General features: G+C 73.3%; 22 protein-coding genes. 10 read left to right on the top strand and 12 right to left on the bottom strand.

From position 1 onward, the window contains the following. Window positions 1-43: 43 nt before the first annotated feature. A complete protein-coding gene (locus tag ABZ899_RS10775) occupies window positions 44-601 on the bottom strand; it encodes a DoxX family protein (protein WP_361343843.1) in 558 nt (185 codons plus the stop codon). 132 nt (window positions 602-733) lie between these two features. Here ABZ899_RS10775 and ABZ899_RS10770 point away from each other — a divergent pair, with 132 nt between their 5' ends. Next, on the top strand, window positions 734-1,060 hold the full coding sequence (locus tag ABZ899_RS10770; protein ID WP_361343840.1) for a nuclear transport factor 2 family protein: 327 nt from the start codon (window positions 734-736) through the stop codon (window positions 1,058-1,060). Window positions 1,061-1,322: 262 nt separating this feature from the next. Here ABZ899_RS10770 and ABZ899_RS10765 read toward each other — a convergent pair whose 3' ends face one another. Next, on the bottom strand, window positions 1,323-2,087 hold the full coding sequence (locus ABZ899_RS10765; protein WP_361343837.1) for an SDR family oxidoreductase: 765 nt from the start codon (window positions 2,085-2,087) through the stop codon (window positions 1,323-1,325). A 134-nt stretch (window positions 2,088-2,221) separates the two neighbouring features. On the opposite strand from ABZ899_RS10765, the gene ABZ899_RS10760 reads away from it, so the two are divergent. Next, the gene (locus ABZ899_RS10760) at window positions 2,222-3,859 is read left to right on the top strand and encodes an alkaline phosphatase D family protein (protein WP_361343834.1); all 1,638 of its coding nucleotides are present in this window, start codon (window positions 2,222-2,224) and stop codon (window positions 3,857-3,859) included. Here the strand turns inward: ABZ899_RS10760 and ABZ899_RS10755 are convergent. After that, window positions 3,846-4,877 (bottom strand): Gfo/Idh/MocA family oxidoreductase, encoded by a 1,032-nt coding sequence (locus ABZ899_RS10755; RefSeq protein WP_361343832.1) that lies wholly within the window; start codon window positions 4,875-4,877, stop codon window positions 3,846-3,848. The two genes, ABZ899_RS10760 and ABZ899_RS10755, sit on opposite strands and share 14 nt — an antisense overlap. 88 nt (window positions 4,878-4,965) lie before the next feature. Between ABZ899_RS10755 and ABZ899_RS10750 the strand changes: the two genes are divergently transcribed. Genes ABZ899_RS10750 through ABZ899_RS10740 form a run of 3 tightly spaced genes read left to right on the top strand, consistent with a single transcriptional unit; the run spans window position 4,966 to window position 8,482 of the window. Then, window positions 4,966-6,309: a multidrug effflux MFS transporter gene (locus tag ABZ899_RS10750; RefSeq protein WP_361343829.1), complete on the top strand. Its 1,344-nt coding sequence runs from the start codon at window positions 4,966-4,968 to the stop codon at window positions 6,307-6,309. Between the two features lie 11 nt (window positions 6,310-6,320). Continuing rightward, window positions 6,321-7,436 carry a serine hydrolase domain-containing protein gene (locus ABZ899_RS10745; protein WP_361344614.1) on the top strand — a complete coding sequence of 372 codons (1,116 nt, stop codon included), beginning with the start codon at window positions 6,321-6,323 and terminating at the stop codon, window positions 7,434-7,436. 50 nt (window positions 7,437-7,486) lie between these two features. Beyond that, window positions 7,487-8,482, top strand: coding sequence for a small ribosomal subunit Rsm22 family protein (locus tag ABZ899_RS10740; RefSeq protein ID WP_361343827.1), 996 nt, complete (start codon window positions 7,487-7,489; stop codon window positions 8,480-8,482). Window positions 8,483-8,516: 34 nt separating this feature from the next. On the opposite strand, the gene ABZ899_RS10735 is transcribed toward ABZ899_RS10740, so the two are convergent. Next, the gene (locus ABZ899_RS10735) at window positions 8,517-8,711 is read right to left on the bottom strand and encodes a DUF6243 family protein (protein ID WP_361343824.1); all 195 of its coding nucleotides are present in this window, start codon (window positions 8,709-8,711) and stop codon (window positions 8,517-8,519) included. 113 nt (window positions 8,712-8,824) lie between these two features. On the opposite strand from ABZ899_RS10735, the gene ABZ899_RS10730 reads away from it, so the two are divergent. After that, on the top strand, window positions 8,825-9,460 hold the full coding sequence (locus ABZ899_RS10730; protein WP_361343821.1) for a TetR/AcrR family transcriptional regulator: 636 nt from the start codon (window positions 8,825-8,827) through the stop codon (window positions 9,458-9,460). 152 nt (window positions 9,461-9,612) lie between these two features. Then, on the top strand, window positions 9,613-10,344 hold the full coding sequence (locus tag ABZ899_RS10725; protein WP_361343818.1) for a bifunctional DNA primase/polymerase: 732 nt from the start codon (window positions 9,613-9,615) through the stop codon (window positions 10,342-10,344). Window positions 10,345-10,355: 11 nt separating this feature from the next. Here the strand turns inward: ABZ899_RS10725 and ABZ899_RS10720 are convergent, their stop codons facing one another. Genes ABZ899_RS10720 through efeO form a run of 4 tightly spaced genes read right to left on the bottom strand, consistent with a single transcriptional unit; the run spans window position 10,356 to window position 14,608 of the window. After that, window positions 10,356-11,348, bottom strand: coding sequence for a hypothetical protein (locus ABZ899_RS10720; protein WP_361343815.1), 993 nt, complete (start codon window positions 11,346-11,348; stop codon window positions 10,356-10,358). Continuing rightward, window positions 11,308-12,180, bottom strand: a complete 873-nt coding sequence (gene efeU / locus ABZ899_RS10715; protein WP_361343812.1) for an iron uptake transporter permease EfeU — start codon at window positions 12,178-12,180, stop codon at window positions 11,308-11,310. The genes ABZ899_RS10720 and efeU overlap by 41 nt, the downstream gene beginning before the upstream one ends. A 3-nt stretch (window positions 12,181-12,183) precedes the next feature. Next, window positions 12,184-13,443 carry an iron uptake transporter deferrochelatase/peroxidase subunit gene (gene efeB / locus ABZ899_RS10710; protein ID WP_361343809.1) on the bottom strand — a complete coding sequence of 420 codons (1,260 nt, stop codon included), beginning with the start codon at window positions 13,441-13,443 and terminating at the stop codon, window positions 12,184-12,186. 10 nt (window positions 13,444-13,453) lie between these two features. Beyond that, entirely contained in the window at window positions 13,454-14,608 is a 1,155-nt protein-coding gene (efeO, locus tag ABZ899_RS10705; RefSeq protein WP_361343806.1) for an iron uptake system protein EfeO, read from the bottom strand. A 386-nt stretch (window positions 14,609-14,994) separates the two neighbouring features. Here efeO and ABZ899_RS10700 point away from each other — a divergent pair, with 386 nt between their 5' ends. Further along, on the top strand, window positions 14,995-15,639 hold the full coding sequence (locus tag ABZ899_RS10700) for a PhzF family phenazine biosynthesis protein (protein WP_361343803.1): 645 nt from the start codon (window positions 14,995-14,997) through the stop codon (window positions 15,637-15,639). A gap of 6 nt (window positions 15,640-15,645) precedes the next feature. On the opposite strand, the gene ABZ899_RS10695 is transcribed toward ABZ899_RS10700, so the two are convergent. Further along, window positions 15,646-16,293: a biliverdin-producing heme oxygenase gene (locus ABZ899_RS10695; RefSeq protein WP_361343800.1), complete on the bottom strand. Its 648-nt coding sequence runs from the start codon at window positions 16,291-16,293 to the stop codon at window positions 15,646-15,648. 131 nt (window positions 16,294-16,424) lie between these two features. Beyond that, window positions 16,425-17,282, bottom strand: a complete 858-nt coding sequence (gene map / locus ABZ899_RS10690; RefSeq protein WP_361343797.1) for a type I methionyl aminopeptidase — start codon at window positions 17,280-17,282, stop codon at window positions 16,425-16,427. A gap of 58 nt (window positions 17,283-17,340) precedes the next feature. Between map and ABZ899_RS10685 the strand changes: the two genes are divergently transcribed. Continuing rightward, a complete protein-coding gene (locus ABZ899_RS10685) occupies window positions 17,341-17,571 on the top strand; it encodes a hypothetical protein (protein ID WP_361343794.1) in 231 nt (76 codons plus the stop codon). Here ABZ899_RS10685 and ABZ899_RS10680 read toward each other — a convergent pair whose 3' ends face one another. Next, the gene (locus tag ABZ899_RS10680; protein ID WP_361343791.1) at window positions 17,572-18,900 is read right to left on the bottom strand and encodes an MFS transporter; all 1,329 of its coding nucleotides are present in this window, start codon (window positions 18,898-18,900) and stop codon (window positions 17,572-17,574) included. Window positions 18,901-18,944: 44 nt separating this feature from the next. Then, complete coding sequence (locus ABZ899_RS10675) at window positions 18,945-19,589, bottom strand: hypothetical protein (protein ID WP_361343788.1); 645 nt, start codon at window positions 19,587-19,589, stop codon at window positions 18,945-18,947. Between the two features lie 146 nt (window positions 19,590-19,735). On the opposite strand from ABZ899_RS10675, the gene npdG reads away from it, so the two are divergent. After that, complete coding sequence (gene npdG / locus ABZ899_RS10670; RefSeq protein ID WP_361343785.1) at window positions 19,736-20,461, top strand: NADPH-dependent F420 reductase; 726 nt, start codon at window positions 19,736-19,738, stop codon at window positions 20,459-20,461. Window positions 20,462-20,470: the final 9 nt, after the last annotated feature.

Genomic DNA, 20,470 nt, shown 5'->3' with positions numbered 1-20,470 from the left:
GCGGGGCAGCTTGGCACAGGGCGGGTGCGCCCCGGGGTCGCGCTCACTCCTCGAACAGTGTGTCCTGGTCCGCGAGTTCGCCGTCCTTGTCCGGGCGGTCCAGCCGCCGGTTGCGGGCGCCCACCACGAGCGCGGTCGCCGCCGCCGTCACACCGAGGGCCGTGGGGACCATCCAGCCGCGGTCCAGGACGTGGCCGAGCGCGTGGTCGAGGGAGAGCCGGCCGGGGCCGGTGATCGCGAGGCTGGCCGCGGTGAGGCCGAGGATGGCGGCGTGCTCGTAGCCGCCCTCCTGGTTGAAGAAGCCGTTCGGGGCGTGCACCGCGGCCGCCCCCGCCATGGCGCCGGCCGCCGCCGCGCCCGCGGCGGGGGTGGCGAGGCCCAGGACCAGCAGGGCGCCGCCGCCGGTCTCCGCGAGGCCGGCCGCGGTCGCGCTCGCCTTGCCCGGCCTGTAGCCGACCGACTCCATGAACTGGCCGGTGCCCTCGATGCCGTGGCCGCCGAACCAGCCGAACAACTTCTGCGTGCCGTGCGCCATCAGGACGCCGCCGGCTCCCAGCCGGAGCAGCAGCAGGCCCAGATCGTGTCGGTCGAAAGCACTCACAGCGACTCCTGGAACAGGTCGGCAAGGACGGATCCCCTCCCGCGTACTCACCATGACACCCGGGACACCCGCCCGCCCCGTCTCGGCGCCGTTAGGGTGGCGGGCCGGTGGGGCCGGTGTGAGGCTGCGGATATGACCATTCAGACGTCCAAGCTCAGCGACCCCACGGTCCGTGCCTTCGTCGCGGCGGTCAACGCCCACGACCGCGAGGGCTTCATGAGTGTCCTCGCGCCCGGCGCGACCATGGCCGACGACGGCACCGACCGAGATCTGACCGACTGGGTGGACCGGGAGATCTTCTCCTCCCACGGGCACCTGAAGGTCGACAACGAGTCGAACCAGGGCCGCGATCTCGTCGCCTCGTACCGCAACGACACCTATGGCGAGATGCGTACCCGCTGGCACTTCGAGGTCGAGGACGACGGCCGGATCTCCCGCTTCGAGACCGGGCAGGCCTGAGCGGCCCTGGACCGGTCCGCGGCACCCCCGCACATGCACGGCAGCCGTTCCACCCACCGGTGCGTCCCTCGCGTCCCACGCGAGGTCCACCCCCACCCCGGTGCGGTGGAACGGCTGCCGCGTCCCCCTCGGTATGGCATGCGAACCCTGCTGCTCCGAATGTGAAGCTCTCGTGCAGGAGGATCTCAGCATAAGCCGCCCACCGGGGGCGATGTGGCGGAATTACAGATTCCAGTTGTGTGCATTGTGAAGGGGTGGCGCCTCAGCCGCGTCCCACGTACGGCATCGCCGTCGCGAGCACCGTCGCGAACTGGACGTTCGCCGCCAGCGGGAGCTCCGCCATGTGCCGCACCGTGCGAGCCACGTCGGCCACGTCCATGACCGGCTCCGGCACCACGGAGCCGTCCGCCTGGAGAGCACCCTGCCGCATGCGGGCCGTCATGTCGGTCGCCGCGTTGCCGATGTCGATCTGCCCCACCGCGATCCCGTACGGCCGCCCGTCCAGCGACAGCGACTTCGTCAGCCCGGTCAGCGCGTGCTTGGTCGCCGTGTAGGCCACCGAGTGCGGGCGGGGCGTGTGGGCCGAGACGGAGCCGTTGTTGATGATCCGCCCGCCCCGCGGGTCCTGCTCCTTCATCTGCCGGTACGCCGCCTGCGCGCCCAGGAACGCCCCGTTGAGGTTGGTGTCCACCACGTGCCGCCAGGCGTCGTACGGCAGTTCCTCGACCGGCACCCCGCCGGGGCCGAACGTGCCCGCGTTGTTGAACAGCAGGTCCACCCGCCCGAACCGCTCCACCGCGGCGGCGAACAGCGCGGTGACGTCCTCCTGCCGCGCCACGTCCGTCCGTACGGCGAGCGAGGCGCCCTCCGGCGCCAGCCCCGCCGTCTCCTCAAGCGTCTCCACGCGCCGCCCGGCCAGCGCCACCGACCAGCCCGCGCCCAGCAGTTCCACGGCGACCGCGCGGCCGATGCCCGAGCCGGCGCCGGTCACCACGGCGATCCTCGTCCCCGTCTGCTTGTCGTCCATGGAGCGGCAGCGTAGGGGACGGTCCGCCATTCGGAACCCGGCTGTCCGCCATCCGGGTGTTGTGTACGCGCCAAGCTCGTGTCGTCCCGGTCCGCCACCACGCCCCGTGCCTCCATCGGGCAGGGGAGGACCGGATGACCACCACGACACACCTGTCCCAGCACAGCCCCGAACTGCGCGCGGCGGCCCGGCACCTCGGCCGCCGCCGCTTTCTGACCCTCACCGGCGCGGCCGCCGCGCTGGCCTTCTCCGTGCAGCTGCCCGCCCCGGTCACCGCGAGCGCGGCCGCGCGCGGCGCCCGCCGGATCGCCGACGACCCCTTCACCCTCGGTGTCGCCTCCGGCGACCCGCTGCCCGACTCGGTGGTCCTGTGGACCCGTCTGGCGCCCGTGCCGTTCCAGGCGGACGGCGGGATGCCCGCGGAGCCGGTCGCCGTGCGGTGGGAGGTGGCGCACGACGAGGCGTTCACGCAGGTCGCCGCGAGCGGCGAGAGCGTCGCCCACCCCGAGTACCACCACTGCGTGCACGTCGACGTCCCCGGCCTCGAGGCCGGCCGCGTCTACCACTACCGCTTCCGCACCGGCGGCTGGATCAGTGAGACCGGGCGCACCCGCACCGCTCCCGCGGCCTCGGCGACGACCCCGCTGACCTTCGCCGCCGTCTCCTGCCAGGCGTACGCCGACGGCTACTACACGGCCTACCGGCATCTCGCGCAGGACGACGTGGACGTCGTCCTCCACCTCGGCGACTACCTGTACGAGTACGCCGTCAACTCCGCGGGCGGCTACCGCAACTACACCGACCGCACACTGCCCGCCGTGTTCAACCGGGAGACCGTGACCCTGGAGGACTACCGGCTGCGCTACGCCCTGTTCAAGTCCGACCCGGACCTCAGGGCCGCGCACGCCGCGCATCCCTTCGTCGTCACCTGGGACGACCACGAGACCGAGAACAACTACGCGAACGACACCCCGGAGAACAGCGTCCCGCCCGCCGAGTTCCTGCTGCGCCGGGCCTCCGCGTACCGCGCCTACTGGGAGAACCAGCCCCTGCGCCTGCCGCAGCGGCCCACCGGCCCCGACATGCAGCTCTACCGGCGGCTGCACTGGGGCCGGCTCGCCCAGCTCGACGTCCTCGACACCCGGCAGTACCGCTCCAACCAGGCGTACGGCGACGGCTCCCAGGTCCCCGGACCGGAGATCGACGACCCGGCGCGCACGATGACCGGCGCCCAGCAGGAGCGGTGGCTGCTCGACGGCTGGCGCGCCTCCACGGCCCTGTGGAACGTCGTGCCGCAGCAGGTGACGTTCTCCCAGCGCAAGTTCGACCTGACCGAGCCGTCAAGGGTGTCCATGGACGCCTGGGACGGCTACCGCGCCTCGCGGCGCCGGGTGCTGGACGGCGCGAAGGCCGCGGGCGTCGAGAACCTCATGGTGCTCACCGGGGACGTCCACGTCGGCTACGCCTTCGACATCAAGGACGACTTCGACGACGCCGCGTCCGCCACCCTGGGCACGGAGATCGTGGCGACGTCCGTCGCCAGCGGCCGGGACGGCACCGACAGGCCCGCCAACTGGGACACGTACATGAAGGCCAACCCGCACCTGCGGTTCTACAACGGCCGGCGCGGCTATGTGCGGGTCGCGCTGGGGGAGCGGCTGGCGCGGACCGACTTCCGGACCGTGCCGTACGTGACCACGCCGGGGGCGCCGGTCACGACGGCCGCGTCCTTCGTCACCCAGGTCGGGAACCAGGGGCTCACGCCGGCGTGAGGGCGGGCGCCCGGTCCTCGGGGGTCTCGCCGGGGTAGCGGACGCCCACGCGGTCCCGGATCGCGTCGAGCGTCCGCATCACGGCGAGGGTGCCCTCCAGCGGGACCAGCGGGGACTCGGTCTCCCCGGCGCGCAGGGCCCGCATCACCTCGAGCGCCTCGTGCCGCAGGGTGGTGCGGGGCCCGTCCGCCGGGTCGGCCGTGAACTCCTCGGGGGCGCGGCCGTCGCGGTACAGCACGAAACGCTCCGGGTGGAAGAAGCCCTCCGGCAGGTCGATGCGGCCCGCGGAACCGGTCACGGACGCCACGGTCGGCGTACCGCCCGCGATCGAGCAGTGCAGGGAGGCGAGCGCGCCGCCGTCCCACGACAGCAGGGCGCCGGTCTGCAGGTCGACGCCCTCCGGGGACAGCGTCGCGCGGGCCGTCACGTCCGACGGCTCCCCGAGCAGCAACTGGGCGAAGGACACCGGGTACACGCCGAGGTCCAGCAGGGCGCCGCCGCCCTGCGCCGGGTCGCGCAGCCGGTGCGCGGGCGGGAACGGGCCCGCCAGGCCGAAGTCGGCCTGGACGTGCCGGACCTCGCCGATGGCGCCGTCGTAGACCAGGGCCTTCAGGCGCCGCACCAGCGGGTTGCAGTACATCCACATCGCCTCCATGAGGAAGCTCCCGCGCTCCTTGGCCAGCGCCACCAGTTCCCCGGCCTCGCGGGCGTTCAGCGTGAACGCCTTCTCGCAGAGGACGTTGCGGCCCGCCTCCAGGCACAGCCCGGCCGCCTCGCGGTGCGCCGCGTGCGGGGTGGCGACGTACACGACATCGATGTCCTCGTCCCGCGCGAGGGACGCCCAGTCGCCGTAGGCGCGCGGGATGCCGAAGCGCTCGGCGAAGGCGTCGGCCGAGGCCCGGGTCCGCGAGGCGACCGCGACCACCTCGGCGTCCGGCAGGTCCACCAGGTCCGCCGTGAAGGCGGCCGCGATGCCGCCGGTCGCCAGGATCCCCCAGCGCACGCTCTGTTCCGCCACTGCGGCCCCGCCCCTCGCTCATGTGACCATCGGCACTCCGTTCGAGCTGAGAGCATAGAGGGCGGATCACGCGGAGGGGGAGGGGCTCATGAGCGACCGTGGGGGACCGGCGCGGGAGGACACGGCGCGGCCGGCGCCGCCCGCGTGGCGATCAGCCGCCGCGGCACAGCGCCGCACCGGCCTGCTCGTCACCCTCGTCCTGGGCGGGCTGACGGCGACGCCCCCGCTGGCGATGGACATGTACCTCCCGGCGCTCCCGGAGGTCACCCGCTCGCTGCACGCGCCCGCCGCCACCGTCCAGCTCACGCTCACCGCGTGCCTGGCCGGCATGGCGCTCGGGCAGCTGCTGGTCGGCCCGATGAGCGACCGCTGGGGCCGCAGACGCCCGCTGCTCGCGGGTCTCGCCGTGTACGTCGTCGCCACCGCCCTGTGCGCGTTCGCGCCCACCGTGGAGGCGCTGGTCGCCTGCAGGCTCGCCCAGGGCCTCGCCGGGGCGGCCGGCATCGTCATCGCGCGGGCGGTCGTCCGCGACCTCCACGACGGCGTGGCCATGGCCCGCTTCTTCTCCACCCTCATGCTGATCTCCGGCGTCGCCCCGATCGTGGCCCCGCTCATCGGCGGGCAGATCCTGAGGGTGACGGACTGGCGGGGCGTGTTCGTCGTCCTCACCGTGGTCGGGGTGCTGCTGGCCGCCCTCGTCTGGTTCCGGCTCCCCGAGACCCTGCCGCGACAGGAGCGGCACGCCGGAGGCGTCGGCGAGACCCTGCACGCGATGCGCGGGCTGCTCGCCGACCGCGCCTTCGCCGGGTACGCGCTCACCGGCGGCTTCGCCTTCGCCGCGCTGTTCGCCTACATCTCCGCCTCGCCCTTCGTGATTCAGGAGATCCACGGCGCCTCGCCGCAGACGTTCAGCCTGCTGTTCGGGCTCAACTCGGTCGGGCTCGTGGCCGTCGGCCAGATCAACGGCAAGGTGCTGGTGGGCCGGGTCAGCCTGGACCGGGTGCTCGGGATCGGCCTCGGGGTCGTCGTCCTCGCGGCCACCGCGCTGCTGCTGATGTCCCTGGGCGTCCTCGGCGAGACCGGACTCGCCCCCGTGGCCGCGGCGCTGTTCGTGCTGATGTCCGCGATGGGCGTCACGCTGCCCAACACGCAGGCGCTCGCGCTGCAGCGCACCAAGCGCGCCGCGGGCTCCGCCTCCGCGCTCCTCGGCACCTCCTCCTTCCTCATCGGCGCGGTCGCCTCGCCCCTGGTGGGCGTCGCCGGGGAGGACACCGCCGTCCCGATGGCGGTCGTCCAACTGGCCGCGGGCCTGGTGGCGCTCGCCTGCTTCATGGGAATGTGCCGTCCCTGGAGGACACCACCAGGTCCGGGCGCACGGGACGGGGCTCCCCCCGCTCCCGGCGCGGCCGCGAGCACGGGGGAGGACAGCTGAGCGCGCCGAGACTGCGCGGGGACGCACCGGAGAGGGCCGGACTCGACCCCGAGGAGATCCGACAGCTCGTCGGCGAGGTCCGCGACCTCACCACCGGCCCGCGCCCCTGGGCCGCCGGGACGGTACTGGTCGTCGGGCGGGGCCCCTACCTGGCCGTCGAGGAGGCGGCCGGCTGGGCGGTGCGCTACGCGTCCTACGACGAGGACACCGACTCCGGCGTCGAACTGCCCGCCGGGGCCCGGGTGCCGGTGACCACCGCCACCCCGTTCGACCTGGCCTCCCTCACCAAGCTGTTCACCTCGGTGGCCGCCGTCCAGCAGATCGAGCGCGGCACGCTCGGCATCGACGCGCGCGTCGGGGCGTACCTGCCGGACTTCCGGGCCGCGGCGCGGCACGACGTCACCGTGCGGCAGCTGCTCACCCACACCTCCGGGCTGCGCCCCGAACTGCCGCTGTACGACTGCGCGGACGACGCGGAGCGCCTGGACCGGCTGCGCGCCGAGGCGCCCATCGGGGTGCCCGGCACGTACTGCTACTCCGACCTGAACATGCTGCTGCTCCAGCACGTCCTGGAACGCGTCACGGGCCGCCCGCTCGACGTCCTGGTCCACGACGGCATCACCCGCCCGCTGGGGATGACCGCGACCCGGTTCGGCCCCTGCCCGGGCGCCGCCGCGACCGAGGACCAGCGGCGGCCCTGGGCGAAGACCGACCGGGGCATGCTGCGGGGCGTCGTCCACGACGAGAACGCCTGGGCGCTGGGCGGGGTGGCCGGGCACGCCGGCCTGTTCTCGACGGGCCGCGACCTCGCCGTCTTCTGCCGTGCCCTGCTGTCCGGCGGCGCCTACGGACCCGCCCGCGTCCTCGGCCCCGACTTCGTGGAGCTGCTGCTGACGCCGCCCGGCCTGGGCTTCGCGGTCGACCAGCCGTGGTTCATGGGGGAGCTGGCCGGGCGGGGCGCGGCCGGCCACACCGGCTTCACGGGCACGTCGCTGGTGCTCGACCCGGCCAGGGACACCTTCCTGATCCTGCTGGCGAACACCGTCCACCCGCGCCGCGGGCGCCCCGACAGCGGTCCGAGGGCTGCGGCGGGCACCCGGGTGGCCCGGGCCCTGCGGGGCCGGTAGGGGGCCTCCCCGGGGACGGAAGGCCGTCCGGGGCCTCGTAGAATCTCCGGGTGAACGCCCCCGTCCCCCCGTCCGCCGAGACCTTGCGCGCGGCTCTCGCCGCCCTGCTCGACGGGCTTCCGCCGCGCCGGGCCGCGCAGGCCGTCGAGCGGCTGATCTCCGCGTACCGGGGCGCCACCCCGACCGACAGCCCCATCCTGCGGGACCGCGCCGACGTGGCCGCCTACGCCGCGTACCGGATGCCCGCCACCTACGCGGCCGTCCGCTCCGCCCTGGAGGCGTTCGCGCGGACCGTGCCCGGCTGGGCGCCGGAGCGGCACATCGACGTCGGCGGCGGGACGGGGGCGGCGACCTGGGCGGTCGCCGCGACCTGGCCCGGCCGGCGCGAGGTCACCGTGCTGGACTGGGCGGAGCCCGCCCTGGCCGTCGGCCGGGAGATCGCCGAGACCGACCCGGTGCTGCGCGGGGCCCGCTGGCAGCGCGCCCGGATCGGCGCTGGACTCACCCTCGACGCCGCCGACCTCGTGACCGTCTCCTACGTCCTCAACGAGCTCACCGCCGCCGACCGGGGCACCCTCGTCGACACCGTCGCGGACGCCGCGCGGACCGTCGTGATCGTCGAACCCGGCACCCCGGACGGCTACGCCCGCGTCATCGAGGCCCGTGACCGGCTGATCGCCGCCGGGTTCCGCGTCGCCGCGCCCTGCCCGCACAGCGCCGCCTGCCCCATCGTGCCCGGCACCGACTGGTGCCACTTCTCGGCGCGCGTCCCCCGCTCCTCGCTGCACCGCCAGATCAAGGGCGGCTCCCTCGCCTACGAGGACGAGAAGTTCAGCTATGTCGCCGCCACCCGGCTGCCGGCCGGCCCGGCCCCCGCCCGGGTCGTGCGCAGGCCCCAGATCCGCAAGGGGCAGGTCCTGCTCGACCTGTGCGAGACCGAGCCGGCGCTGCGCCGGGTCACGGTCACCAAGCGCCACGGCGACCTCTACCGGGCGGCCCGCGACACGGACTGGGGCGACGCCTGGCCGCCGGCCCCCGCCGAGTAGACCTCCTAGGAGGCCCCCTCGACATCCGGGCCTCCTAGGAGGATTCCTCCGTCCGGGCCTCCTCGGCCCGCCTCCCCTGCAGCCTGCGCAGCAGCTCCCGCTTCTGCGCCGCCGGGTCGGTCCCGCCGCCGACGCGGCCGCTCCGGGCGCCGCCGCGCAGCGCCGTACGGCCGAGGTGACGGCGCATCCCGCCGACACCCAGCATGTCTCCGGCTCCGCCTCGCGTCATGGTGAGGCTCCCTTCGTCCTGGCCATTGACCTGAACGAGACGTATCGTCTCGTTCTCTGACCGCTCCAGGATCTGGCGAGACGCGGCGTCTTGTCAACTGATAAGTTCGGGCCATGCCAGCACGTGAACCCGCCCCGCCCGCCCCCAACGCCGGCCGCCGCAGCGAGCGGTCCCGGCGGGCCATCTACGACTCCGCCCTCGCCCTGGTCGCGGAGGTCGGCTACCCCCGCACCACCATCGAGGGCATCGCCGCCCGGGCCGGCGTCGGCAAGCAGACGATCTACCGCTGGTGGCCTTCCAAGGCGGAGGTGCTGATGGAGGCGTTCCTCGACCTCGCCGAGCGCTCCGCGCGGGAGGCCGGGGAACAGCCGTACACCTTCCCCGACACCGGCGACCTCGCCGCCGACCTGAAGGCGGTCCTGCGCGCCACCGTCGACGAGCTCCAGGACCCCCGCTTCGACGCGCCCTCCCGCGCCCTGGCCGCCGAGGGCCTGGTCAACGAGGAGCTGGGCCGCCAGTACGTGGCCAAGCTGCTGGAGCCCTCCCTCCAGCTCTACGTCGAGCGGCTGCGCTCCGCCCAGGAGGCCGGCCAGGTGCGCCCCGATGTCGACCCGCGCATCGCGCTGGAGCTCTTCGTCTCCCCGCTGGCCCAGCGCTGGCTCCAGTACACCGGCCCGATCTCCCACGACTACACGGACACCCTGGTCGACTACGCGCTGTACGGCATCGCCCCGCGCCCGACGCCGTGACGAAAAACCCGTCCACGACCCCATTACCCCTGATCACGGCGTTGTGTGCGGCTCGCCCCACCTGGCCCGCTTGTCCGCTACGGCCCCCCGGGGCGCACGATGGTGGGACCATAGGGCATGCTGGTCCGCACGACAGCGAGGCGAGGGGATAGATGAGCGCGGAGTTGGGCGGCCGGTCCGGCCTTCAGGGCAAACTCTCCCAGTGGCTGCGAGGTCGCCGCCCCAAGGGCACCGCCGACGAGGGCGGCCGGGAGACCCTGCTGCTCGCCGCCGCCGCGGCGGGACTGCCCCTCGCGCCCGCCGCGCACCCGGCCGGATATCGCTGCTCCTGCGACCGCGTCGGCTGTCCCACCCCCGCCCGGCACCCGATGTCGTTCGCCTGGCAGACGCAGTCCACCACCGACCGCGGCCAGATCGAGCGCTGGGCCCGCCACCACCCGCAGGCCAACTTCATCACCGCGACCGGCATGGTCCACGACGTCCTGGACGTGCCCCTCGAACCCGGGCGCGAGGCGCTGGAGCGGCTGCTCGCCGCCGGTATCGAGGTCGGGCCGGTCGCCGAGAGCGACGACGGGCGGCTGCTGTTCTTCACCCTCACCCGGGGCACCCCCGAGGACGAGGACGAGTGGTGGCCCTGTGAGCTGGACTGCCACCCCGAGACCATGGACGAGCACCCGGGACTGCGCTGGCACTGCCGCGGCTCCTACGTCCTCATGCCGCCCTCCCGGCTGCCCGGCGACGGCCAGTCCGTGCACTGGGTGCGCGGCCCCGAGCACCCGCTGCCCGACCCGCTCAGCATCCTCGAGGTCCTCACCGACGCCTGCGCCCGCCATGTCGGCGAGGAGCCCGACCACCTCTCCGCGTCCTGGCCCCTGCGCCACTGACCCGGCCCGGGCTACTCGCCCTTCGCGGACGTCATGCCCTGGATACGGCCCAGGACGTCCACCTTGCCCGAGCCCTTCGGGACCAGCGCCACCTCGTTGGAGACGAACTCCAGCGTCAGCGACTGCTTGATCTCGCCCTCCGTCAGGGCCTGCACCGACTTGCCCGGGACCGGCACGGACGCGCCCGGCGCCGCCGTCTGCTTCTCGAAGTGACGCGAGGCGAAGAACGCCAGCGCGCCCCCGTCGGCCGTACGCAGCGCGAGCGGGGCGAAGTCGCCGTTCGTCAGCGGTTCGTCGATGAACTGCCGGACCAGGCCCGGGCGTTCGGCCTGCTTCCGGCGTACCTCCCGCCATCTGCTGGTCTGGCCGCCGGCCGCGAAGGCGTCCCCGCCGTCCTTCAGGTAGGACACGTACCGCTCGCTCAGGTCCCCGGGCGGCACGGCCAGTTGGCGCGAGTCCGCCGGGACGGCCTCCGCGAAGCCGTCCGCGTCCGTCTTGAACTCGGGCACGTCCCCGGGGGCCATCAGCGTCAGATACGCGGCCTTCCACGGCTGGTCCAGATCGTGCCGGGTGAACACGAAGACCCACCGCGCCCGGCCGCCCTTGTTGGCGGCCGCGTCGGCGACGAACCAACGGGGCCAGCCCGCCTTCTTGGGAATGGCGAACCTGGTGTCCGACAGCTCCAGCGGGCTGTGCGACGGGTTGCCGCCGGGGTTCGTCGCCCGGCCCGCCTTCAGCCGGGCCGCGTCGATCGCGCCCAGGGCGCCCGTGACCCGGCCGGCGTCCAGGGCGCTGTCGTAGGCCTTGTCCGCCGCGTTGTACGCGGAGGTGAACTCCTTCAGTGCCTTCGCCGCCTCCGACTTGGTCGCCGAGGGAAGGACCTCCTTCTCCCCGTGGACCACCACACACCCGCTCGCCGTCAACGACAAAGCGGTCAAGGAGGCCGCAATCAGCGCGCTCCGGTCAAGCCTGCGGAGCCTTCGAGGGCCGCGATCCCTGCTCATCCGGTTCCTTCACCTTCCCCTTCCCGGAGGCGAACCCTACCGGGGCGAGGAACAGCGCGAGCGTCGGGATCAGGTACAGCAGCCACACCGTGACCTGGAGGACGGTCGGGTCCGGCTGGAAGTTGAACACACCCTTCAGCAGGGTGCCGTACCAGCTGGACGGATCGACGGTGTCGCTGATGTCGAACGCCTTGGCACCCAGCCCCGGCAGCCAGCGCGCCTCCTGCAGGTCGTGCACGCCGTACGCGAGCACGCCCGCGGCGACGACCACCAGCATGCCGCCGGTCCAGGTGAAGAACTTGGCGAGGTTGATGCGCAGGGCCCCGCGGTAGAACAGCCAGCCCAGCAGGACGGCCGTGGCGATGCCGAGCGCGACACCGGCCAGCGGGCGCGGGGTGCCGTCCCCGGCCGCCCGCACCGACGCCCACACGAACAGGGCCGTCTCCAGGCCCTCCCGGCCGACGGCCAGGAACGCGGTGGCGACCAGGGCGCCCGTGCCCATCCGCAGGGCCGCGTCCAGCTTGCCGTGCAGCTCGCTGCGCAGATGCCGGGCGGTGCGCCGCATCCAGAAGACCATCCACGTCACCAGGCCGACCGCGAGGATCGACAGGGAACCGCCCAGCGCCTCCTGTGCCTCGAACGTCAGCTCCTGCGAGCCGAATTCGAGCGCGCAGCCGAAGCCCAGCGCGAGGGCGACCGCGACGCCGATGCCGGCCCAGACGGGCCGCAGGGCGTCCCTGCGCCCGGTCTTCACCAGGTAGGCGATGAGGATGCAGACGACGAGGCTGGCCTCCAGCCCCTCGCGCAGACCGATCAGGTAGTTGGAGAACACGCCTCACGCCTCCTTGCCGAACAGCGTGCTGCCCCACCAGTCGTCCTTGTCGCGGACGCCCGGCGGGATGGCGAACAGCGCCGAACCCACGTGCTGGATGTACTCGTTGAGCGCGTCCTTGGCCAGGTTGCGCTGGATCCGGATGAACCCGGTGCGCGGGTCACGCTGGTAGGCGAGGAAGAACAGGCCCGCGTCCAGACGGCCGAGGCCGTCGGTGCCGTCCGTGAAGGAGTAGCCGCGGCGCAGGATCGTCGCGCCGCCGTTGGAGCCGGGGTGCGCGAGCCGTACGTGCGCGTCGGGCAGCATCGCCTTCAGGAACGGCTCGTCGCGTTCCTTCGCCTTGCCCACCGGTGCGCCCTCGCCCTTGTCCCGGCCGAAGATGTCCTCCTGCTCCTGCAGGGAGGTGCGGTCCCAGGTCTCGATGTGCATGCGGATGCGCCGGGCGACGAGGTAGGAGCCGCCGGCCATCCACCGCGGTCCGTCCTTCTCGCCGACCCATACGAACTTCTCCAGGCGGTCGGTCTCGGTGCCCGCGATGTTGCGGGTGCCGTCCTTGAAACCGAACAGGTTGCGCGGGGTCTGCGCGTCGGGCGTCGTCGACGAGGTCTTGCCGAAACCGAGCTGCGACCAGCGCACCACGACCTTGCCGAACCCGATGCGGGCCAGGTTGCGGATGGCGTGCACGGCGACCTGCGGGTCGTCCGCGCACGCCTGGACGCACAGGTCGCCGCCGCTGCGGGCGCGGTCCAGGTTGTCGCCCGCGAACTGCGGCAGCTCGGCGAGGGCTTCGGGGCGCGCGTCCGCGATGCCGAACCGCTCCCCGAACTTCTCGAAGAACGACGGCCCGAACCCGATCGTCAGCGTGAGCCGGGACGGCTTCAGGCCCAGCGCCTCCCCGGTGTCGTCCGGCGGGGCCTCGGCGAGACCGCCGTACGCGCCGTCGCCGACGGCGTGCCCCGCGGTCATCCGGCGCGCGGCCTGCGTCCACTCCTTCAGCATCCCGACGAACGCGTCCCGGTCCTCGGTCCGCACGTCGAACGCGGCGAAGTGGAGCCGGTCCTGGACCGGGGTGGCGATGCCGGCCTGCCGCTGCCCGTGGAAGGGGATCGCGGCTCCGGTGTCGCTCGCGGCCGGCTCGGCGTCGTCGCCGGGCCGGGTCGCCGCGACGGCACCGCCGGCCGCGACGGCGCCGAGCGCGAGCCCGGCACCGCCCCAGCCGAGCAGCGCGCGCCGGGAGGTGGTCTTCTCGGACGGTTCCGTCATGACGGCGCCCCTACTTGACGACGACGGCGGCGGCGAGCTTGGACAGCGGCTCCGCCAGGGCGTTGACCCCGTCCGAGAGCTGCTTGCGGTCGGCGTCGCCGACCTTGTCGTAGGAGGTGAACTCGTACGACTCCTTGTCGGCGCGGTACTTGTCCAGCAGGCCGTTCAGGGCGGCGAACTGCTTGTCCAGCTCGGTGACGAGCGCCGGCTCGTTGGCCTGGGCGACGGGCTTCAGCAGCTCGTACGCCTTCTGCGCGCCCTCGACGTTGGCCTTGAAGTCGACCAGGTCGGTGTGCGAGTAGCGCTCCTCCTCGCCGGTGACCTTGCCGGTGGCGACCTCGTCGAGGAGTTCCTTGGCGCCGTTGGCCATGGAGGTCGGGGTGATCTCGGCCTTGCCGACCCGGTTCTGCCAGTCCTTCAGGTCCTTGATCAGCAGGCCGGCGAGCTCCTTCTCCCGGTCGCCGATCTTCTTGTCCTTCCACAGCGACTTCTCCAGCCGGTGCCAGCCGGTCCAGTCCGTCGCCGGATCCTGGCCGTCCTCCAGGCCGTCCTCGCGGACGTCGACCTTCGGGTCGATGTCGCCGAAGGACTCCGCGACCGGCTCGGTGCGCTCCCAGCCGAGGCGGGAGGGGGCGTACGCCTTCTGCGCGGCCTCGACGTCCCCGGACGTGACGGCCGCGGCGAACTTCTCGGCGAGCGGCAGCGTCTCGTCGGCCTGCCGCTGGGCGTACTCGCGGTAGGCGGCCACGGCCTTGTCCAGGCGGGGGTCGCGCTTGGCGGCCGAACCGCCGCCGGTGGCCCTGACGGACTGACGGATGCCGTCGCCCTTCATGCCGGGCTTGCAGGCGATGGTGTAATCACCGGCCTTCACCTCGGCGGTGACGGTCTGCTTGGTGCCGGGGCCTATGTTCTCGCGCTCGGTGACGATGCGGTCGTCGGGGAAGAGGACGTAGACCTCGGTGACCTTGGAGCCCTTGTTCTCCACGGCGAGCTCGATGTGCCCGGCCGGGAACTCCTTCTTCGACACTTCGCACTTGTCGTCCGTCGCGGTCACCCGGACGACCTGGTCGGACCCGGCCGTGCTGCCTTTCTCGGTGCACCCGGTGACGGCGGCCAGGGCCGCCACGGCGGTGGCGGCGACGGCGGGGAGTCGGGCGGGTCGCATGAAAGCTCCAAGGAGGGGTGGCCGGAAAGGACGCATGACGTGCCTCACAGCCCAGCAAGGTGAGGCTCACCTAACGACCCTAAGGATTACCTAAGTGGCTAAAAACGTCCCCATGGAGAGGTCAAAGAACAGTCAAAGGTTCCGGCGAGGCCTCGCCCGGGCGGCTCCCGTTCGAGGGTGCGACAGCACGTCGACCCGCCGGTCGTGGACCTCCGGCAGCGGCTCCCCGGAGAACACCTCCGCGGGTCCCGTCGCCCGCGGCCCGGCCGCGGTGCGGGATCACCACCCGGTGCGCGTACGCCGCCGCGAGCCCCCGGCGGGCACCCGCACCCCACCCCCGGCGGGCGCCCGGCGTCCGGTGGGCGCGGCGGTGCTTCAATGCCCTGGTGACTGACTACGACGTCCTCCGCGTGTTCTGCGGACCCAGGGGCGGATACGGCAACGAACTCGGTGTCGTGCGCGACGGCTCGGTGCTCCCGGACGGCCGGGACCGGCAGGCGCTGGCCGCGAAACTCGGGTTCAGCGAGACCGTGTTCGTGGACGACCCCGAGCGCGGGGTCGTCGACATCTACACGCCGTCCACCCGGCTGCCCTTCGCCGGATATCCCTGCGTCGGCGCCGCCTGGCTGCTGGACGTGCCCGAACTGGTCACGCCCGCCGGGGTCGTCGGCACCCGGATCGACGGGGAGTTCTGCTGGATCGAGGCCCGCCCCGAGTGGGCCCCGCCGCGCACGCTGCGGCAGTACGGCTCCGCCGCCGAGGTCGACGACCTGGAGGTGCCGCCGCCGGGGGAGTGGATCTACGCGTGGGCCTGGGAGGACGAGGCCGCCGGGCGGATCCGCGCCCGCGGCTTCCCCGGCCGGGGGGACGGCGTCGAGGAGGACGAGGCGACGGGCGCGGCGGCGATGCAGCTCACCCATCGCCTGGGCCGCGCCCTCAACATCACCCAGGGCGCCGGCTCCCAGCTGCTGACCGCACCCCAGCCGGGGGGCTGGATCGAGCTGGGAGGCCGGGTCGTCCTGGAACGCTGACCCGGCTCAGGCGCTCAGCGGGAACTCCTGGCCGAGCGCCTGGAACATCGCGGTGTTGAGCGCGAACGCCTTCTTGCACTCGGCGACGATCCGCTGCTTCTCCAGGTCGTCCGCCGGGACGTCGTCCAGCAGCGCGCGGTACTCCCGCTTGAACGCGGCGGGGTTCGTGATCCCCTCGAAGACGTAGAACCGGACCCCGTCGCCCTTGCGCGCGAAGCCCCAGGTCCGCTCCGCCCGGTCGCGGATGATCTGGCCGCCGGAGAGGTCGCCGAGGTAGCGGGTGTAGTGGTGGGCGAGGTAGCCGCCCGGCCACTCCCGCACGCAGGAGCGCACCCGGTCCGCGTAGGCCCGCGTCGCCGGCAGGGCCGTCAGACCGGCCCGCCACTCAGGGCCCCGCAGATGGGCCAGGTCCTGTTCGAGCGCCTGGAGCCGGAACAGCTCCGGCCGGACGAAGGGGCCGGCCACCGGGTCCGCCGCGAGTCCGTCGGCGCCCGTCTCCAGCGCCTCGTAGACGAACCACAGCTGCTCCGTGTACCGCGCGTACGCGTCCACGCCGAGGTGGCCGCCGAGCAGGTCGCTCATGAACGTCGAGGTCTCGGCCTCGGTGTGCTGCTCCTGGGACGCGGTGCGGATGACGGTCGAAAAGGAGTCCATGGTGGCATTTTCTGAGGTGAGGCTTACCTAAGTCAATAGGTTTGCCGACGTGGTGTCGGTAAAAGCGTACCGAGAAAACCCGCCCTCCGCAGAGGACGGGTCGTGGACGGACGCGCGGGCGCCGGACCAGGTCAGGGCAGGGTGAGGATCTCGGTGCCCGTCTCCGTCACCACCAGCGTGTGCTCGAACTGCGCGGTGCGCTTGCGGTCCTTCGTCACCACGGTCCAGCCGTCGTCCCACATGTCGTACTCGTGGGTCCCCAGCGTCAGCATCGGCTCGATGGTGAACGTCATCCCGGGCTGGATCACCGTCGTCGCGTGCGGGCTGTCGTAGTGCGGGATGATCAGGCCCGAGTGGAACGACGCGTTGATGCCGTGACCGGTGAAGTCCCGCACCACGCCGTAGCCGAAGCGCTTGGCGTACGACTCGATCACCCGGCCGATGACATTGATCTGCCGGCCCGGCCTGACCGCCTTGATGGCGCGGTTCAGCGACTCGCGGGTGCGCTCGACCAGCAGCCGGCTCTCCTCGTCCACGTCACCGACCAGGTACGTGGCGTTGTTGTCACCGTGCACCCCGCCGATGTACGCCGTCACGTCCAGGTTGACGATGTCGCCGTCGCGCAGCACCGTCGAGTCCGGGATGCCGTGGCAGATGACCTCGTTGACGCTGGTGCACAGCGACTTGGGGAAACCGCGGTAGCCGAGCGTGGAGGGGTAGGCGCCGTGGTCGCACATGTACTCGTGCGCCACCTTGTCCAACTCGTCCGTCGTCACACCGGGCGCGATCAGTTTCGCCGCCTCGGCCATCGCGCGGGCGGCGATGCGGCCGGCGACACGCATCGCCTCGATGGTCTCCGGCGTCTGCACCTCCGGCCCCGTGTACGGCGTCGGCGCGGGCTTGCCGACGTACTCGGGGCGGCGGATGGAGCCGGGTACGGAACGGGTGGGGGACAGCTCCCCGGGAACGAGCAGCGACTGGCCAGACATGCCAGCGAGTCTAACCAGCGGCCATGGGGGAACATGTCGGTGGCGAGAGGAGCTGGTCATGGCCTTGTTCAAGAAGCGCACGGACGGCAAGCCCGGCGAGTGGTACTACTGCCTGGTCCACAAGAAGGTCGAGGAGGGGCCGGACTGCCCGGCCAAGGACCGCTTCGGCCCGTACCCCACCCGCGAGGAGGCCCAGCACGCCATGGACCTCGCCCGCGAGCGCAACCTGGAGTGGGAGAACGACCCCCGCTGGCACGACTCCCGGACGGGCCCGGCGGACGGCGACTGATCAGCCTTCCACCGGTGCCGGTGCGGCTGCTGCCGCCGCCCGCCGCTCGCGCAGCCGTACCGCGTGCTCGTTCGTGCGCGCGTCGTACGTCATCAGCTTCGGCAGGCACAGCGCCAGCAGCCCCACCGCGCCCACGCACAGCAGCCCGCCCGACCACACCGAGGTCCGCACGCCCTTCCACGCCGCGACCCCGCCCATGGAGGTCTGGCCCAGCTGCGGGCCCACCGAGTACGACAGCAGCTCGATCCCGGCGAGCCGGCCCCGCAGCTCGTCGGGGATCGTCTGGTTCCACATCACCCCGCGGAACAGCCCGCTGACCATGTCCGCGGCGCCGCCCAGCGTCAGGAACAGCAGCACCAGCCACACCTCGTGGGACAGGCCGGCCGCCGTGATCGCCGCCCCCCACAGCGCCGCCGCCAGCACCACCGCCCGCCCGTGCCGGTGCACCCGCGCGGTCCAGCCGCTCGTCAGGCTCACCAGCATCGCGCCGGCCGGGACGGCGGCGTACATCAGGCCCAGCGCCCAGGGCGCGCCCAACTCGTCGGCGAGGAACGGCAGGACGGCCAGCGGCAGCGCGAAGAGCATCGCCGCGATGTCGATGACGTAGGTGCCCAGCAGCTCCTTGCGGCTCCACGCGTACCGGGCGCCCTCGGCGATCGCCCGCAGGGACGGCTCCGCCCCCTCGTGCGAGGGCGGCGAGGGGGCCAGGCCGATCACGCACAGCACGGAGACCACGAAGGTCACCAGGTCCGCCGCGTACGCCCAGCCGAGCCCCGCGTACGCGACGACCACCCCGGCCAGCGCGGGACCCGCCACCCCGCCCACCTGCCAGCGCAGCGCGTTCAGGGAGGCGGCGGCCGGCAGGTGGTCGTGGGCCACGATCCGGGGCAACAGGGCTTCCAGCGCCGGGCGTTGCACCGACACCAGCGCCGACGACAGGGCGGCCACGGCGTACAGCGGCCACACGGAGGGCCGCGGCAGCAGCGCGTTCAGCAGCAGCACCGCGCTCAGCACGGCCTGACCGGCCTCCGTCCACACGATCAGCCCGCGCTTGTCGAGCGCGTCGGCGAGCGCGCCGCCGTACAGCCCGCACACGACCAGCGGCACCAGCTCCACCGCGCCGATCGCGCCGACCGCCGCTGCCGACCCGGTCAGCTCCTTGATCTGCACGGGCAGCGCCACGAACGTCAGGAAGCTGCCGAAGGTGGAGATCAGCCCCGCCAGCCACACCTTGCGGAAGTCGGCCGAGGCCCGCCAGGGCGTGAGGTCGGGGAGCACAGCGCGCAGCCGCGACGCGGGCGCGCCACCGGTGGGGGAGTCGTCGGTCACGACAGGTCATGGTCGGCGGCGGCGGTGACGCGGGCAAACGGTTTTCACCAGCGCGGGGGCGGCGGCGCCGTCAGGGCGTCCGCGAGGCGCGACAGCCGGTCCCGCAGCCGGCGGCGCCCCCGGCGGGACGGCAGCGGATTCTCCCCGGCCGCCGCGCTCACCAGGTGCTGCACGGTGTCCAGGTCCAGCTCGGCGCCCTCCGGCACGATCAGCCGCTCATGGGACATCGCCGTCAGCTCGCCCTCGCCGGTGCCGAGCACCAGCACCGTCGCACCCGCCCGCCGGGCGTCGTACACCCGTTCCAGAAGCGGCGTCCCGGGCCCGGAACCCGGACGCGGCCCGGGCCCGTCCGGACACGGCGCCGCCGACGGCGCAACCACCAGCAGGGTCTCCCCGCGCCGCGCCGCCGCCAGCCGGCCGAGCCCCACCGCCAGATGGGCCGGGTCCGAGGCGCGCGCGTCGTGCCGCACCAGGGTCGGGGCCAGCTCGGGCGTCCCCGACCACGCGGCCTCGTCCACCAGGTGCGCCGCCAGGTGCCACGGCTCGTACTCCCGCGTGCCGACCAGCAGCAGCCCGCCGCCGTGCGCCACCGCGGACGTCCGCAGCGTCCCGGCGAACCGCCGCGTCGCCCCCAACCACTCGGTCCCGGCGAGCACTTCCCGCAGCAATGCGACCCGTACGGCATCCATGGGGCCGCATCCTGCCGCAGCCGCCTCCGCGTGACCCGCCGTTCACCCCGGATTCGCCCACCCCGGGGGTATCCGCCCGCACACCTGTCCGACCCGCCCCGCCACCTCGTCCTCCGCCGTCGGCCCCGCGGACGTAAAGTCGGCCCATGACCTCTAGCGACAGCGCACAGCAGTCCGCCGGGACCCCCGCCAAGGCACCGGCCAAGGACCCCTGGGACCTCCCCGACGTCTCCGGGCTCGTCGTCGGTGTGCTCGGCGGCACCGGACCGCAGGGCAAGGGCCTCGCGTACCGGCTCGCCCTGGCCGGCCAGAAGGTGATCATCGGGTCCCGGGCCGCCGAACGCGCGCAGGCCGCCGCCGAGGAGCTCGGCCACGGCGTCGAGGGCGCCGACAACGCCGAATGCGCCCGGCGCAGCGACGTCGTGATCGTCGCCGTGCCGTGGGAGGGACACGGCAAGACGCTGGAGTCCCTGCGCGAGGAGCTGGCCGGCAAGCTCGTCGTCGACTGCGTCAACCCGCTCGGCTTCGACAAGAAGGGCGCCTACGCCCTCAAGCCCGAGGAGGGCAGCGCCGCCGAGCAGGCCGCCGCGCTGCTCCCGGACTCCCGGGTCACCGCGGCCTTCCACCACCTGTCGGCCGTCCTCCTGCAGGACCCGGAGATCGACAGCATCGACACCGACGTGATGGTCCTCGGCGAGGAGCGGGCCGACGTCGAGATCGTCCAGGCGCTGGCGGGCCGCATCGCCGGGATGCGGGGCGTCTTCGCGGGGCGGCTGCGCAACGCCCACCAGGTGGAGGCGCTGGTCGCGAACCTGATCTCGGTGAACCGCCGCTACAAGGCGCACGCGGGACTCCGCGTCACGGACGTATGAGGCGATGGG

Source organism: Streptomyces sp. NPDC046859 (assembly GCF_040645135.1).
In the GTDB taxonomy this organism is placed as follows: Bacteria; Actinomycetota; Actinomycetes; order Streptomycetales; family Streptomycetaceae; genus Streptomyces.
Note: the sequence above shows the minus strand (reverse complement) of the source record. Positions and strands in the feature narration are given on the sequence as shown.